Annotated in this window: 14 protein-coding genes and 1 tRNA gene; 2 read left to right on the top strand and 13 right to left on the bottom strand. The window is 58.4% G+C overall.

Annotated features, from left to right (window positions below):
* Positions 1-3: 3 nt before the first annotated feature.
* The 3 genes from GFN93_RS08745 to purL form a co-directional block, all read right to left on the bottom strand.
* Positions 4-738, bottom strand: coding sequence for a PaaI family thioesterase (locus GFN93_RS08745; RefSeq protein ID WP_328594428.1), 735 nt, complete (start codon positions 736-738; stop codon positions 4-6).
* On the bottom strand, positions 711-1,388 hold the full coding sequence (locus tag GFN93_RS17565) for a PaaI family thioesterase (RefSeq protein ID WP_328594427.1): 678 nt from the start codon (positions 1,386-1,388) through the stop codon (positions 711-713). The genes GFN93_RS08745 and GFN93_RS17565 overlap by 28 nt, the downstream gene beginning before the upstream one ends.
* 188 nt (positions 1,389-1,576) lie before the next feature.
* Positions 1,577-5,452 carry a phosphoribosylformylglycinamidine synthase gene (gene purL / locus GFN93_RS08735; protein ID WP_153500614.1) on the bottom strand — a complete coding sequence of 1,292 codons (3,876 nt, stop codon included), beginning with the start codon at positions 5,450-5,452 and terminating at the stop codon, positions 1,577-1,579.
* Between the two features lie 409 nt (positions 5,453-5,861).
* Between purL and mltF the strand changes: the two genes are divergently transcribed.
* Positions 5,862-7,265, top strand: a complete 1,404-nt coding sequence (gene mltF, locus GFN93_RS08730; RefSeq protein ID WP_153500612.1) for a membrane-bound lytic murein transglycosylase MltF — start codon at positions 5,862-5,864, stop codon at positions 7,263-7,265.
* A gap of 158 nt (positions 7,266-7,423) precedes the next feature.
* On the opposite strand, the gene GFN93_RS08725 is transcribed toward mltF, so the two are convergent.
* From GFN93_RS08725 to GFN93_RS17560, 4 genes are all read right to left on the bottom strand, one after another.
* Positions 7,424-8,266, bottom strand: a complete 843-nt coding sequence (locus GFN93_RS08725) for a DUF72 domain-containing protein (protein ID WP_235901753.1) — start codon at positions 8,264-8,266, stop codon at positions 7,424-7,426.
* On the bottom strand, positions 8,266-8,736 hold the full coding sequence (locus tag GFN93_RS08720; RefSeq protein WP_153500610.1) for a DUF6942 family protein: 471 nt from the start codon (positions 8,734-8,736) through the stop codon (positions 8,266-8,268). The genes GFN93_RS08725 and GFN93_RS08720 overlap by 1 nt, the downstream gene beginning before the upstream one ends.
* 99 nt (positions 8,737-8,835) lie before the next feature.
* A tRNA-Val gene (locus tag GFN93_RS08715) sits at positions 8,836-8,912 on the bottom strand.
* An 86-nt stretch (positions 8,913-8,998) separates the two neighbouring features.
* Complete coding sequence (locus GFN93_RS17560) at positions 8,999-9,697, bottom strand: GntR family transcriptional regulator (RefSeq protein WP_328594426.1); 699 nt, start codon at positions 9,695-9,697, stop codon at positions 8,999-9,001.
* Positions 9,698-9,925: 228 nt separating this feature from the next.
* Between GFN93_RS17560 and GFN93_RS08705 the strand changes: the two genes are divergently transcribed.
* Positions 9,926-10,471, top strand: coding sequence for an HD domain-containing protein (locus GFN93_RS08705; protein WP_153500609.1), 546 nt, complete (start codon positions 9,926-9,928; stop codon positions 10,469-10,471).
* 384 nt (positions 10,472-10,855) lie between these two features.
* Here the strand turns inward: GFN93_RS08705 and GFN93_RS08700 are convergent, their stop codons facing one another.
* The 6 genes from GFN93_RS08700 to dapA all read right to left on the bottom strand — a co-directional run bounded on the left by GFN93_RS08700 (position 10,856) and on the right by dapA (position 14,824).
* Positions 10,856-11,362, bottom strand: coding sequence for a hypothetical protein (locus GFN93_RS08700; RefSeq protein ID WP_153500607.1), 507 nt, complete (start codon positions 11,360-11,362; stop codon positions 10,856-10,858).
* Positions 11,363-11,479: 117 nt separating this feature from the next.
* Positions 11,480-11,713 (bottom strand): DUF6726 family protein, encoded by a 234-nt coding sequence (locus tag GFN93_RS08695; RefSeq protein WP_153500605.1) that lies wholly within the window; start codon positions 11,711-11,713, stop codon positions 11,480-11,482.
* Between the two features lie 53 nt (positions 11,714-11,766).
* Positions 11,767-12,483, bottom strand: a complete 717-nt coding sequence (gene purC, locus GFN93_RS08690) for a phosphoribosylaminoimidazolesuccinocarboxamide synthase (RefSeq protein WP_153500603.1) — start codon at positions 12,481-12,483, stop codon at positions 11,767-11,769.
* A 24-nt stretch (positions 12,484-12,507) separates the two neighbouring features.
* Positions 12,508-13,281 carry an MBL fold metallo-hydrolase gene (locus GFN93_RS08685; protein ID WP_153500601.1) on the bottom strand — a complete coding sequence of 258 codons (774 nt, stop codon included), beginning with the start codon at positions 13,279-13,281 and terminating at the stop codon, positions 12,508-12,510.
* A 5-nt stretch (positions 13,282-13,286) separates the two neighbouring features.
* A complete protein-coding gene (locus GFN93_RS08680; RefSeq protein WP_235901752.1) occupies positions 13,287-13,943 on the bottom strand; it encodes an outer membrane protein assembly factor BamC in 657 nt (218 codons plus the stop codon).
* Complete coding sequence (gene dapA, locus GFN93_RS08675; RefSeq protein WP_153500599.1) at positions 13,940-14,824, bottom strand: 4-hydroxy-tetrahydrodipicolinate synthase; 885 nt, start codon at positions 14,822-14,824, stop codon at positions 13,940-13,942. Before dapA ends, GFN93_RS08680 begins: the two co-directional genes overlap by 4 nt.
* Between the last annotated feature and the right edge of the window lie 207 nt (positions 14,825-15,031).

Below are 15,031 nucleotides of genomic sequence, written 5' to 3'. Positions count from 1 at the left end.
GGCTCAGGCGCGGATGGCGGCTTCCAGCTCGGCGTACTCCGGTTTTAACCGGTAATCTCCCCGCGGAGAAATCCAGATACCCTCTGCGGCAACGGTCTGCTGGCCATCCACCCAGACTGAGCCTTCACACATCAGTTTTCGCCCTTCCATGCGCACCAGACGGGCCTCAAATTCCACCGGCTTCAGAATCGGTGTACCCGCCAGATAGCGTATTTTAAGGGTGCCGGTAACGCCAATCTGCTCCACGAAATCCTGCGTCTTTGCCAGCAGGATATCCAGCGCCAGGCCGAGTACACCACCATGCAGCCGCCCCGGAGGGCCCTGGAAGGCGAGGCCAAAAGTGCCACGCCCTTTTACCTTGTCACCCTCGAGCCACAACTCAAGCGGCGGAGACAAGGGTGACGCCTTGCCGGTGAGGATCTCGAAATCCACCAGATCGGTGACGTCATCGCCCGTCCCCTCGCCGTCCAGCAGACGTCGCAGTGTCGTACTGTAATCACGCTGGCCCTGCGCTGCCATTGCCGACTTCAGGAGCCGTGCCTGCTCGATATAACCTCGCAGCGCCTCTTCGGAGGCATCCAGTCGCAACACCTGCTCATTAAGTTCGGCGAGGGCACGCCCCAACTCGCGGTGCAGTTCCGCACGGGGGCTTGGTGCGGGGGCTTCCGCCACACGAATGTCCCGTATATGGAATAGCGATTCAGTCATGGTCAGCTCAGGCTCTTCGGTGTCAGCCACACGCCTTCCGCGTGAACAGTCTGGGTGTCACCGTGCCAGATACCGCCCTCAATAAAGATCTTGCGGCCTTCCTGACGGACGATATGCGCACGGCAATGCAGGGTGTCTTCAATTGGCGAACCCGCCAGGTAGCGAATGGTCAGGGTGCCAGTGACGCCCAGACGATAGGACGCATGCAGAGCGCGAGACAGCACCGCATCCAGAATCCAGGACACCACACCACCATGCACTCGCCCGGGGGGCCCCTGGTACTGCTGACCCAGCCACAGGCTCCCCTCCACGCCATCCTGACTCTCTCTGAGCCAATCGATTTGCGGCGCAATCGGGTTGGCTCCGCCGCCCACCGGATCGTAATCCATCATGTGATAGAGGTCGCCAATGGTGGCCGCCCCCGTAAACAGCTTGCGATTGGCCTGACGGCTGTCCCGGCGCTCAGGCTGCCCGACGGCATCCACCAACGCCTCAAGCTGGTCCGCCCAGCCGGTCAGCGTTGGCTCATCAGCCTCCACCCGAATTAACCGCTCGGACAGCGTACGAATCGCGGTGCTGATGCGACGGCGCTGCACAAAGTCATCTGGCACCGGCTCGGACTGGTAGGCACTGCGAAGCTCAAAAGGGCCGTAGGTTTTTTCCGTGGTTTTTTCGGACACAGGAACACCAGTGAATAGTTAACAGTTAATAATGAACAGCGAAAACACATTCAAACAATCGTTTGATTCTGGCCGCCTTGCGCCCCACCCTCAAGTTCATAAAAGGCCATAAAAAAGGCGGAAATGGTCAAGCCACTTCCGCCTTTTGTTCAGCTGTTAACTATTCACTGTTCACTGTTAACTGCTTTTTACCCCACCCACTTGCGGGCATTGGCAAACATGCGCAGCCAGGGGCCGTTTTCATGTTCACGCCAGTCGTCCGGGATCCAGCTGTTTTGCAGCACGCGGAACACACGCTCCGGGTGCGGCATCATGATGGTCACACGCCCGTCGGTGGTAGTGAAACCGGTCACGCCCTGGGGAGACCCATTGGGGTTAGCCGGGTACTGCTCAGTGGGATTGCCCAGACCATCCACATACCGCAGAGCTACCAGGCGCTGCTCCAGATTACGGTTCAGGGCATCGTCCGCCAGCTCCACACGGCCTTCACCGTGGGCCACCGCGATGGGAATGCGGGTACCAGCCATGTCCTGCAACAGGATGGACGGGGAGTTCTGGATTTCCACCAGGGAAGTGCGCGCCTCGAACTGTTCCGACAGGTTGCGTACAAACCGCGGCCAATGCTCGGCACCAGGGATCAGATCCTTGAGGTGAGACAGCATCTGACAGCCGTTACACACGCCCAGCGCAAAGGTGTCTTCGCGGAAGAAGAAGCGGTTAAAGGCATCACGCAGCGCTTCGTTGTACAGCACCGTCTTGGCCCAGCCGCCACCGGCGCCCAATACGTCACCGTAGGAGAAGCCGCCACAGGCCACCAGCCCCTTGAAGTCTTCCAGCTTCACACGACCTTCCAGCAGGTCGCTCATGTGTACGTCGATGGCATCGAAACCCACACGATCGAACGCCGCCGCCATTTCTGTCTGGCCATTGACTCCCTGCTCGCGCAGGATCGCCATCTGCGGACGCACCCCGGTGTTAATCATGGGGGCCGCCGGATTTTCGGTCATGTCGAAGGTCAGGCGCACGTTCAGCCCGGGAGCATTGCTAACCGGAATCGCATCGAATTCCTGACGGGCACAATCCGGGTTATCACGCAGCGCCTGAATCCGGTAACTGGTTTCGGCCCAGATACGCTGAAGGTCACGACGCGGGGTTTCCAGCAGAATACCGCCGCCCAAACGCACCCGAATCACGTCGTCGGCATCGGTACGGCCAAGACGGGTCACGCACTGGTTAAGGCCGGCATCGTCGTAACGCTTGAGCACTTCAGCCACATGCTCGTCGGCCACCTGAATCACCGCACCCAGCTCTTCAGCGAACAGCGCGGCGACCGCTTCCGGCGTATCGCCGGCAATATGATCCACACTGATATCCAGACCGGTACGGCCGGCAAAGGCCATCTCGGTCAATGTGGCAAACAGACCACCGTCGGAGCGGTCGTGATAGGCCAGCAGCTTGCGCTCAGCCAGCAGCTGCTGGGTCACTTCGAAGAACGCGATGAGATCCTTGGCGTCGTCCAGATCCGGCGCCACATCGCCGACTTTGCCGTACACCTGCGCCAGCGCGGAGCCGGCCAGACGGTTCTGCCCGCGGCCCAGATCCAGCAACAGCAGCTCACTGTCCACATCGGTCTTGAGTTCCGGTGTTACCGTCAGGTCAATGTCGGTCACGGTAGAGAAGGCAGAGATGATCAGTGACAGCGGTGCAGTCACGCTCTTGTCGATGCCCTTTTCATTCCACACCGTGCGCATGGACAGAGAATCCTTGCCCACCGGAATGGCGATACCCAGCTGCGGACACAGTTCCATGCCCACCGTTTTCACGGTATCAAACAACGCCTGGTCTTCACCCGGGTGACCGGCCGCGGCCATCCAGTTGGCAGACAGACGAATCTGACCCAGATCACCGATATGGGCACCGGCAATATTGGTGATGGATTCGGCCACCGCCATGCGACCGGAGGCCGGCGCATCTACCATGGCAATCGGGGTACGTTCACCCATGGCCATGGCTTCACCCGTCCGCTGGTTAAAGCCGGTGGCGGTGACGGCACAGTCCGCCACAGGCACCTGCCAGGGGCCGACCATCTGGTCTCGGTGCACCAGACCGGTAATGGAACGGTCACCAATGGTGATGAGGAAACTCTTGGACGCTACCGTCGGCAGGCGTAGTACGCGCTCACCTGCCTCTTTCAAATCGATGCCGTCAGTGGAGAAGGCCTGGCGCTGGAAATCTTCGCGATCGAAGCTGCGCTGCATTTTCGGCGGCTTGCCGAACAGCAGGTCCATGGGCAGATCCACCGGCGGCTTGCCGAAGTGCTCATCGCTAACGGTCAGATGTTCTTCATTGGTGGCTTCACCCAGTACCGCATAGGGGGTGCGCTCACGCTTGCAGATAGCATCGAAGGTCTCGATATCTTTAGGCATGACGGCCAGCACATAGCGTTCCTGAGCTTCGTTACACCAGATCTCCACCGGGCTCATGCCGGGCTCGGAGCTGGGAATCTTGCGCAGCTCAAGTTTCGCGCCCATGTCGTGGTCGTGGACCAGTTCCGGCAGTGCGTTGGACAGACCGCCCGCGCCCACATCGTGGATGGAGACGATGGGGTTTTCCTCGCCCATGGCCCAGCAGCGGTCGATCACTTCCTGCACCCGGCGCTCGATTTCCGGGTTGTCACGCTGCACAGAGGCAAAATCCAGCGCTTCATCAGACTGGCCAGAGGCCATGGAGCTGGCTGCGCCACCGCCGAGACCGATCAACATGGCCGGACCACCCAGCACGATGATCTTCGCGCCTTCCTTAATCGGATCCTTTTCCACATGGCCATCGCGGATGTTACCCATACCACCGGCAATCATGATCGGCTTGTGGTAACCGCGCACCTCGTCACCGTTCACTCCCGGTGCCTGGATTTCCAGGGTCCGGAAATAGCCGCACAGGTTGGGACGACCAAATTCATTATTAAACGCGGCTCCGCCCAGCGGGCCATCAATCATGATGTCCAGTGCGGAGGCGATGCGGCCCGGCTTGCCATAGCCCTTTTCCCAGGGCTGTTTGAAGCCGGGGATATTCAGATCAGACACCGAGAAACCCGTCATGCCGGCTTTCGGCTTGGAACCCCGGCCAGTGGCACCCTCATCGCGGATTTCACCACCGGAACCGGTGGCCGCACCCGGGTGCGGCGCGATGGCCGTCGGGTGGTTATGGGTTTCCACCTTCATCAGAAGGTGTACCGGCTCATTAACGAACTGGTATTTGGCAGAGCCCGGTGCCGGGAAGAAACGGTCGGCCACAGGACCGGCAACCACGGAGGCGTTGTCCTTATAGGCGCTTAGCACCCCTTCCGGCGCATGTTTATAGGTATTGCGGATCATGCCGAACAGGCTCAGATCCTGCTCTTCCCCATCGATGGTCCAGTCCGCGTTGAAGATCTTGTGGCGGCAATGCTCAGAGTTCGCCTGGGCAAACATCATCAGCTCAGCGTCAGCCGGGTTACGCCCCAGCGCGGTGAACTGCTCCACCAGATAATCGATTTCATCGTCAGCTAATGCCAGACCCAGCTCACCGTTGGCCGCCTCCAGCGCAGCACGACCACCGTCAATGATATCCACGGTGGACAACTCTCGCGGCGAATGGTGAACAAACAAGGCTTGCGCGTCGTCCAGCTCCGCCAACACCACTTCCACCATGCGGTCGTGGAGCGCCGCAGCCAGTGCCGCACGGTCTGTGCCACCGGCAACCCGGTACTCGATACCGCGCTCAATTCGCTCCACCTGGGTCAGGCCGGCGTTATGGCAGATATCCGTGGCCTTGGATGACCAGGGAGAAATGGTGCCCGGACGAGGCACCACCACAAAGCGCTCACCGTCTACCTCATCCTCTTCCAGCGTAGGGCCATATTGCAGCAAGCCTTCCAATACCTGCTGCTGGTCCGCAGTCAGGGATTCATGAAGAGCCACAAAGTGAACATAACGGGCTGAAATGGCAGAAATCCCGGGCAGGGACTCCAGCAGTTTTTCCTTACGAAATGCGGACAGGGCCGGACTTCCGGAGAGGATCAGCATAGTGCGCCTTATATGATTAACCAGTGGGGGGTTGGGGGCTGCCCAATTCAGGGCCGCAATGATACGGGATTTGACCGGCCATCGCAGCCTCCTGCGGGGGATATTTAACCGATATGGGCCGGTCACTTGCCTGTCATACGACACGGCTCAGAAACAGGGCCATTTCCTACGCCGGACGCCTGATAAGCAAAATCATGCTCTCTTCGTGAGTTATTAAATTTGTGCAAAAAAGAATCTATTGTCCGACAAATGGTTACATATCAGGGGGTTGCCAATGATAGAGTGCACGCCGTCTTTCGTGATATAGATCACATATAGGACGAGAACGAACTAGGACTCGAGTGAGTCACCCGGTCGACGTAAGGCAGTATCGGCCTGTCTGGATAACCTGACAGAGGTAGCCCCAAGGATGACGGTGTTCTTCCGACACAGTAAGCATCTCCTGGCCTCGCTGGCATTGTTCAGCGTGATTGGCCTGATGCTGGCAATGCGCCCCACGCCAACCGCCATGGAGCGGGTCATGGCCCGTGGCGAGCTGGTCGTGATTACTCGTCCGTCCAATACTACCTACTATGAAGACCAGCACGGTTACACCGGCATGGAATACGAGCTGGCCAAGGGCTTTGCCGACAGCCTGGGTGTAGAGCTGCGCATTCTCGAGTCCGACGATCTTTCCTATATCCGTTACGTGATCCGCAAGGGCACGGCAGACATTGCCGCTGCCGGTCTGGTCAACACCCCGGAACGCAGTGAAGGTCTCCAGTTCACCACCCCCTATCAGCATGTCGATTCCCTGGTGGTTCGCCGCCTGGACAGCCCACGCATTGCTGACGTGAACGAACTGGCAGGCAATGTTGTGGCGGTACCGGCAGGTTCCAGCCATGCGGAGCTGCTGATCAAGGCCCAACTTGAAAACCCGGAGCTGGAATTCATCGAGGTGGAAGAAGCCACTCCGGAGCAGCTGCTGGCCCTGGTGGAAGATGGCGAGGTGGACTACACCCTCATCAACTCCAACACCTACGCCCTGCAACGCGCCCTGTGGCCGGACCTGATTGCCGACTACACCATGGCCACCGACATGCCCCTGGCCTGGGCCCTGAATCCCAAGGACGACCAGAGCCTGTATCTGGCTGCCCAGCGCTACCTGACCCAGGTAAAGGCTGATGGCACCACTGCCAAGCTGGAAGATCGCTTCTACGGACATGTTGAACACTTCAACCTGTACGCAGCCCGCAGCTTCATGCGTCACCTGGAAGATCGCCTGCCGCGTTACGAAGAATTGTTCCGTCAGGCCGGCGAAGAAAGCGGCTTTGACTGGCGCCTGCTGGCGGCCGTGGCCTATCAGGAATCCCTGTGGGATCCGGGCGCCATCTCCCCAACCGGGGTGAAGGGCCTGATGATGCTGACCAACGACACTGCCCGTCAGATGGGTATCAGCGACCGTACTGATCCCACCCAGAGCATCATGGCCGGTGCGGGTTATCTGCGTCGCACTCATGCCCGCATCCCGGATCGTATTCCGGAGCCCAGCCGCACCTGGATGGCCCTGGCGGCCTACAACGTGGGGTATGGTCACCTGGAGGATGCCCGTATCCTGACCCAGCGTCAGGGCGGCGACCCGGACAATTGGCAAGACGTGAAACAGCGCCTGCCAATGCTGGCGAAGCCTGCCTACGCCAACCAGCTCAAGTATGGCAACGCCCGCGGTGGTCAGGCAGTGGTCTATGTTCGCCACATTCGTCGCTACTATGACCTGCTGGTGTGGGCAGAGAACAGCCGTCGCCGTGACGAAACCCGCATCGCCCTGAACTGAAAATCAGTGACGAGTTTCGAGTAGCGAGAAGCGAAAACCGTTCCAAAATTCGCTTCCCGCTCCATCAGCACTATCTCCGCATTACCATCCCGGTATCGTCATCGCTTCCTCAGTTTTTGACTTTCGAAACTCGCTCCTCGTGACTCGCCACCGGGTTATCAGAACAACCCCGGCTGATCCATCTGCTTCACCAACGGCAATGGCGCCAGATCCGGCATGACGTCCCCCAGCATCTCGTGCCACAGCTCAGCCAGGGCCAGCGCATCACCGTTATCCGGCATGTGAATGTACATGTAGGGCCGATGACCGGCAGCGATCCATTCCGATGCCCGCGTGACCCAGGGAGCCAGAAAGGCCCGATTCGCCTCCAGCTGCGGATGACCGATAAAGCGGATCACCGGATCCGCCTCCACCGGCAGCACATGTACGGGTACCTGTGGTTTTTTACGTTGGGCGTCGGCGGTCACCGCATCCGAAGCCGTGTCACTGAACAGCGCGCGACTATCGAAACAGACCCGCGCCGAGTTGCGTTCACGTAACCCCTGATTCAGCATTCGCTCCCCCTCCCCTTTGGCAAAGAAGGCAAGGTGACGTACCTCCACGGCACAGCTCAACGGCGCGGGCAGGTCATCCAGAAACGCCCACAGGGCATTCAGATGTTCAGGCCCAAAGGCGGCGGGCAGCTGCAGCAGGAAAGGCCCCATCACATCCTGGAGCGGCGTCATGATGTCGAGAAACTCCCTGACCAGTGCGTCCGCACCGACAAGGAGACGGTCGTGGGTCACCGCGCGGGGAAACTTGAACTGGAAGCGAAAGTGCTCGTGCACCTGCGCACGCCACTGCTCACACTGGGACGATGTCGGCGTGGCGTAGAAGGTGGTGTTGCCTTCCACACAATCAAACACCCGGCCATAACGCTGCAGCGGGCTTCCCCCATCAGGAAGACGGCCATTCCAGTTCGGATGCTGCCACTGGGGGCAACCCAGCCGATACGGGCGCATCAGCAACCCAGCCCGTCATAGAAACCAGCCTGCGCCAACACGCCACGGATCAGGGAGACGCGCTGATTGCTCAATTGGCGATAGTCCGGATAGGGAGACAGCAAAACCCTGCGAGCCCAGTCCACAGCGATGCCACCATCCTCGGGCAACCCCCTGGCATCCTGATCCAGCGACGTAAATCGCTGCAGATTGGCCTGACCCGCAACCCAGTGCCAGCCGTCCCCCGTCTTCAATGTCGGCGAAAAACACAGCGCAGTTTGCGCAAACAAATGATCATCACGAAAGCTGCGCCAGTCTTCAGCCACCGGGCACGCCACCTTGGCCAGCAAGGTCACGATCTTGCGCCAGTGGTTGGAATTGGCTGCGATCACCGCCTGAGCGGAGGGAGCATGTGCAAACGACGCCAGACCTTCAGGGCGATGGGGAAGATAAAGCACCAGACGGGCAGGCACAGGGCCCAGGTAGTCCATGTAAGTCGTCACCAGCCGAATGTGGAATAAACCCGGATTCTAGCAGGGAGGCCATAAACAAAAAGGCCCTGACGCATAGCGACAGGGCCTTTAGCAATTTGGTACAACCGAGTGGATTCGAACCACCGACCCCCACCATGTCAAGGTGGTGCTCTAACCAACTGAGCTACGGTTGTATAGCCTTCAGGGTACCGTAACGACCTGAAGAGGGTGGCAATTCTATGCAGCTTGCCGGGTCAGGGCAACCCCCTAGCCACTGGCTTTACGACTTTTTCCGTCGCGAGCCCCAGGCGGTTTCGATCTGCCTGGCCCGGGTAATGGACTCTTCCACCAGGTCCGACTGATGCTCGGCAAACTCACGGATGATTTCCAGCGCAGAACGTACATCACGGCGGAAGATGGTTTCCACCAATGCCTTGAAGAACGACAGGCACTCCTTCACCTCGTCCGCTTCCAAATGTAGCGCCATGAAGTAGGCTCGCTGCATGGCCGGCTGCATGTTGATGAGAATATCTTCCACAAACGGGTTTCGGGCATAGGGATAGGCGTGCTCGAGAAACCTGAAGCTAAGATTAAAGAACTCATCCAGGTTTCGGTCTTCGGCAGCCACCTGCAGGCCATGCACCAGTTCAATGAAGGCATCCAGGTCTTCTTCGCGGACCACCTTGATGGCCTTGCGAATCACCAGCCCCAGTAGAATCTGCATCACCTCGTAGAGGCTGCGCACATGGGACTCGGACATTTCCTTCACCACCGCGCCACGGCGCGGCAGGATATCAATGAGCTGACGCCGCTGCAGGATCAGCAGCGCCTCACGCACAGAGCCCCGACTCACCTCCAGCTCGCCAGCCACCCGCAACTCTTGAATACGATCTCCCGCCAGCATATCGCCGCGAATGATCTGATCAGCCAGATGCTGGGCGATCTGCTCAGAAAGACTTTCCTTGGCCTTGAAGCTCACCTGACCCCCGTGGCTTGTTGAACAATGCCGAAATTATTGTCCGACTATAGTACAACTGATTTGCCGCACCAAGCGTTGCCTACAAGACGTGACAATTTCCTTCACTAACGTCATGAACAGCGACAGGCGACACAAGCGTTCTGCCAACCCGGTGCAATATCCGCGCGACGGGGGTGGATTTCCCTTATACCCCACGTCACTATGAGTAATAAACAGAATGGATAACCAATGACACCCGATCTGATTCAGCGCCACCCCCGCATCGAAGCCTTGTTTGACGCCTACTCCGAACGTTTCGGCAAAGACCAGACTGCCTATCGCAACCACATCTATCGGGTGGTAAATCTGGTGGCTTCGCAGCGGGCGCTGAGTGATGAGGAACTGGAACAGCTTGCCATTGCCGGGTTCTTTCATGATGCCGGCATCTGGCTGGCGGGCACCTTCGACTACCTGGAACCTTCCGCCAGACTCGCAGGCCATTACCTGGAAGAACAGGGACTGCTGGAGTGGACGCCTACTGTCGAGGCGCTCATCCTCAACCATCACAAGGTCAGCCGCTTCAGCCAGGACACCCTGGACCTGGCAGAGATGTTTCGCCGAGCAGACTGGATTGATGTCAGCCTTGGCCTGCTTCGCTTTGGGCTCCCCTCGGCCCGCATTCGACGTATCCGGGAAGCATTCCCCAATGCCGGTTTTCACACCCTGCTGCTCAAGCTCAGTGGCCAGCAGCTGCTCAGCCAGCCGTGGCGCCCCCTCCCCATGTTGCGGCGGTAAAAGCAACATTTTCCAGGCGTGTTAAGCAAAAAAAGTTACTCACAATATCTGTGGATAACTCTGTGCATAGACTGTCAGGAATCGGCGCCAGCCTAGGCCACACCTGTTATGGCACTAAAGTGATGAAAAAATGGCCATACGGTTAAAACCAATAAAAATCAATAAGTTAGAATCCAGCAACAACAAATCAATGAGTTAGAGCGCATCGTTAGAACGTATGTTAAAAAGCGTTGCCAGACTGTGCAAAAGTGATGCTCGAATACGGGGCATGGAGACACAAGAGCACACATCCTGCCAACTGACAGGACCCGCACTCAGACTAGATAGGGCGCTACAGGAGAGAACAGACTGGAGAGGAACTAGCCACTCCAGCCTTCAGAGACGTTAACGGCGGAAGCTGTAACTAATTCCCAGGATGACGACAGGCTCCACATCCAGGTCGTACTGCTCCTGCTCTTCTTCAGAGTCGCAACGGAATGCCGCTTTGTATTCAGCACACTCAAGGGATTCAACGGCGCCAATAACACCACTGACAGTCCATCGGGAATAGGGCTTTACCCACTGATGACCAATCTCGAAACCCGCGCCCAACCGCTCATAATGCCGCTCACCGCCAAAGTCTCCGGCCATCAGCCCGGTGTAGAAACCGCTCTCATCCATCATGCCGCGCTCCATTTTATGGCGCCAGCCAGCCGCCCACCGAAATTCGTCGGTATCCAGGCCAGATGAGTCCACATAGTAGGCAGGCATGACAAAGAAACTGTTCTGGGTGGTGGCCCACTCCAGATTGACGCCCACCAGGCCATTCAGATAACCCAGACCAATCAGGGCATCGTCCGCCTGGGCGGAAAACGGCAACAGGGCAAAAAGAGAAACAAGCCAGCGACGCATGGCGAACTCCGGTTTTTTGTTGTTATGTCGGGCGTCCGGGAGGGCGCAGTCAATATTTTTCACACCCCCCGGGGGATTACAAGCGCCTTCGCGCCCGCCCTTGAGTCTCGCCGGTAGTTACAGCGGGATCTTGTCGATGCTGTCAGCAGTGGTATCGATGGCACCGTCCACTTTTTCGAGAGCCTCATCTGCCGCATTACCGGCAACAGGAATGATGGACAGAGCCGCCCCCACCACTGAACCCGCTGCGCCCACAATACGCATGGGGGTAGTCGCAAGCTTGGTCAGGAAGCAACCACTCAGTACAGCGGACAACAGGGCCACAGTGGCCAGACGGAATACGATTTTCATCATAAGCTCCTTATTATTATCGGATTGCCGGCCTCAAAGGCCGGCGATTGAACTCAGTATTCGAAGGTCATCCCCAAGCGACGACCCACCTCTTCGTAGGCTTCAACCACGCCGCCTAGCCCCTGGCGGAAACGGTCCTTGTCCAGCTTCTCACGGCTATCCTTGTCCCACAGGCGGCAACCGTCCGGGCTGAATTCATCGCCCAGCAGTACCTCACCATTAAACACGCCAAATTCCAGTTTGTAATCTACCAGCAGCATACCGCCATCAAGGAACAGCTGCTTGAGCACATCATTGACCTTGAAGGTCAGTGCTTTCATTTCGGCCACCTGCTCGTCGGTAGCCCAGCCAAAACTGCGGATGTGGAAGTCGTTGACCATGGGATCACCCAGATCATCGTTCTTCAAAAAGAACTCGAACGTCGGCGGGTTCAGCTCCAGCCCCTCCTCCACGCCAAGACGGCGACAGATGGAGCCCGCAGCAACATTACGCACCACACACTCCACCGGAATCATGTCCAGCTTCTTCACCAGTGACTCGGTGGGGGACAACATCTTCTCGAAGTGACAGGGAATGCCTGCGGCTTTCAGCTTCTCCATAATGGCAGCGTTGAACTGGTTGTTCACCGCTCCCTTACGCGCCAGAGCTTCCTTCTTCTTGCCATCAAAGGCAGAAGTATCGTCCCGAAACACCATTACCAGCCGGTCTGCATCATCAGTGGTGTATACAGACTTCGCTTTGCCAGCATACAACTCGTCGCGTTTTTCCATGGAAAGACCTATCACCAAGGGTCATCAATGTATCTGCAGCCAGTCAAACCCTTCGGTCTGGCTGGCCACGCCAATTCGTTCACGGCCGCAGGTCATTACCCGCTCAATGGCGTCCTGCGCCAGCATGGCCGTATTGTTCTGCTCACTCAGGTGTGAAAGCACCAGATGTTGCAAGCGATCCACATTGGTCTGACGCAGCAAGGCTGCCGCCTGATCATTGCTTAAGTGCCCTAACATACCACCCACCCGGCGCTTCAACGACACAGGATAGGGGCCACCTTCCAGCATCTGCCGATCGTGATTGCACTCCAGCACCAGAGCATCACACTCTCCGTAGGCATCCACCACATGCGGCGTCACCGAACCCAAATCGGTGAGCACACCAACGGTTCGTCCCTGCCAGGAGAAACGGTACTGGCAAGGCTCACGGGCATCATGGGGAACCAGCACTGGCAATATCTCCAGTGCCCCCAGCTGAAAGCTCCGCCCGGGACGCACCTCTTGCCAATTCGCATTGCGAAAACTCGCCGGCTTTTCTCTCACAGCACAGGCCGTGCCAAACGTGCTGTACACCGGGCACCCCGTCTTGCGCGCCAGCGCCCCTGCCCCGCGCACATGATCGCCATGCTCGTGAGTCACCAGGATGGCGCTGAGACAGTCGACAGACAAACCCCGCTCGGCAAGCCGGGCCAGGGTTTCCCTAACGGTAAACCCACAGTCCACCAGTACCAGGGTGTCGTCCGCCTGGATCAGGGTGGCATTCCCCTTGCTGCCGCTGCCCAGCGAGGCAAGACGCATCGGCGTTATTCCAGTTCTTCGTAAATGCGCTCAAGAATCGCCAGACCGGGCGTTTTATCCACCAGGGCCGTCCCCTTCTCGTTCAGCACAGCCACCTGAATACCATTGGTGGTGTGACTGAGCTTGAGCTGGGCTTCTTTCTCGTCCAGCTCGTACCGTGAGGGTACACGGAGATAAAAAATGCCCACCTCACGATCCCGGTCCGTCACTTTCAGATCGGTTTCCTTCAGCGCGGTGCCGATATACTCCCATGCCCATGCATAACGAGTAGACATCATCAGGATCGGATAGCCATTCCCGTCGCGAGCCAGAATCGCCCGGACAGACTCCCCTTTGGGGGCGGGGGTATCTTCACCATCATCAGGCTCGTTGCCCAGCACCACCAACTGAGGGGCCTTTGGCGGAACAAACTTGTCTTCATCGGGCTGCCTGCCAATCAGACGGTCTTCCTGCCGCGGCACGGCATACAGAGGCTGCTCGCCAATGAACGTACCGCCTTCCGGTACTTGAATCGGATCCGTCACCGCAGCATCACGATAATTCAGACTACTATTGGGCAACCAGCTGCAACCACTGATCATGGCTACTATTGCCAGGCTGCCCGGCAAACGCCTCTTCAGGATCGAAAAGAGTCGCGAAGAGGTCGTTTCCACTTGCTTCATTTAGCCTCCAGAAGCCCACACTGGCGCAGGGTATCGCGCAGCCGCGGCTGGGCCGCGTCAGACAGCGGCACCAGCGGCAGCCGGATACCCGCGTCAATCAGGCCCATTTCATACAATGCCCATTTCACCGGAATCGGATTCGCTTCGATAAACAGATCACGATGAAGGGGTTCTAGTTCCGTATTCAATGCACGGGCCTTGTCGGCGTCACCGGCCAGAGCCGCTTCACACATGGCGGCCATCTTCGCGGGCGCCACATTGGCGGTCACCGATATATCACCGTGACCGCCGGCAAGGATGAAATCGCAAGCCGTTGCATCATCACCGGAATAGAGCATGAAGTCATCGCCACAGCGCTCACGAATCTCGCGGGCGCGCTCCAGATTGCCCGTGGCTTCCTTGATACCGATGATGTTCGGCACCTTGCTCAGGCGCTCCACGGTCTCAGGCAACATATCGCAGGCAGTGCGGCCGGGAACATTGTAGAGAATCTGCGGAATGTCCACAGCACGGGCAATGGCCAGGTAATGCTGGTAAAGGCCTTCCTGGGGCGGCTTGTTGTAGTAGGGGGTAACCAGCAGACAGGCGTCGGCACCGTCACGCTTGGCGTCACGGGTCAGGCGGATGGCTTCTTCGGTGTTGTTGGCGCCCGTTCCGGCAATCACCGGGATACGCCCGTTGACGATGGCAACCACCTCGCGAACCACACTATCGTGCTCCTCGAAGCCCAGAGTGGCGGATTCACCGGTGGTGCCCACCGCCACGATGGCGTGAGTGCCCTGATCCACATGCCAGTTCACCAGCGAGCGAAGATGCTCCCAGTCTACGGAACCGTCCCCACGCATTGGGGTAACCAGCGCTACAATGCTGCCGCGAATCATGCCTGTCTCCTGTTGGCCGCAAAACCGATACCCTCCGGCACCGGACCCTGCCTAAATGGTGAAGGGCGCTATGGTAAACGCCGACAGGGCTGGACGCCAGATGCCAGCAGGGAAAGGCGATATCCGGCCAGTGCGCCGTGCACTCTCCCGCCATGGGCACTACACTGCATGTTGATCTTTCAAGCATACTTGTCGACTAATAATAAT

This window comes from Alcanivorax sediminis (assembly GCF_009601165.1).
Lineage (GTDB): Bacteria > Pseudomonadota > Gammaproteobacteria > Pseudomonadales > Alcanivoracaceae > Alcanivorax > Alcanivorax sediminis.
This window is presented reverse-complemented; position numbering and strand designations above follow the sequence as displayed.

Coding starts and splice junctions, on each gene's coding strand:
- purL (WP_153500614.1), bottom strand. CDS start 5,452: ATGCTGATCCTCTCCGGAAGTCCGGCCCTGTCCGCATTTCGTAAGGAA.
- mltF (WP_153500612.1), top strand. CDS start 5,862: ATGACGGTGTTCTTCCGACACAGTAAGCATCTCCTGGCCTCGCTGGCA.
- GFN93_RS08725 (WP_235901753.1), bottom strand. CDS start 8,266: ATGCGCCCGTATCGGCTGGGTTGCCCCCAGTGGCAGCATCCGAACTGG.
- GFN93_RS08720 (WP_153500610.1), bottom strand. CDS start 8,736: ATGGACTACCTGGGCCCTGTGCCTGCCCGTCTGGTGCTTTATCTTCCC.
- GFN93_RS08705 (WP_153500609.1), top strand. CDS start 9,926: ATGACACCCGATCTGATTCAGCGCCACCCCCGCATCGAAGCCTTGTTT.
- GFN93_RS08700 (WP_153500607.1), bottom strand. CDS start 11,362: ATGCGTCGCTGGCTTGTTTCTCTTTTTGCCCTGTTGCCGTTTTCCGCC.
- GFN93_RS08695 (WP_153500605.1), bottom strand. CDS start 11,713: ATGAAAATCGTATTCCGTCTGGCCACTGTGGCCCTGTTGTCCGCTGTA.
- purC (WP_153500603.1), bottom strand. CDS start 12,483: ATGGAAAAACGCGACGAGTTGTATGCTGGCAAAGCGAAGTCTGTATAC.
- GFN93_RS08685 (WP_153500601.1), bottom strand. CDS start 13,281: ATGCGTCTTGCCTCGCTGGGCAGCGGCAGCAAGGGGAATGCCACCCTG.
- GFN93_RS08680 (WP_235901752.1), bottom strand. CDS start 13,943: ATGAAGCAAGTGGAAACGACCTCTTCGCGACTCTTTTCGATCCTGAAG.
- dapA (WP_153500599.1), bottom strand. CDS start 14,824: ATGATTCGCGGCAGCATTGTAGCGCTGGTTACCCCAATGCGTGGGGAC.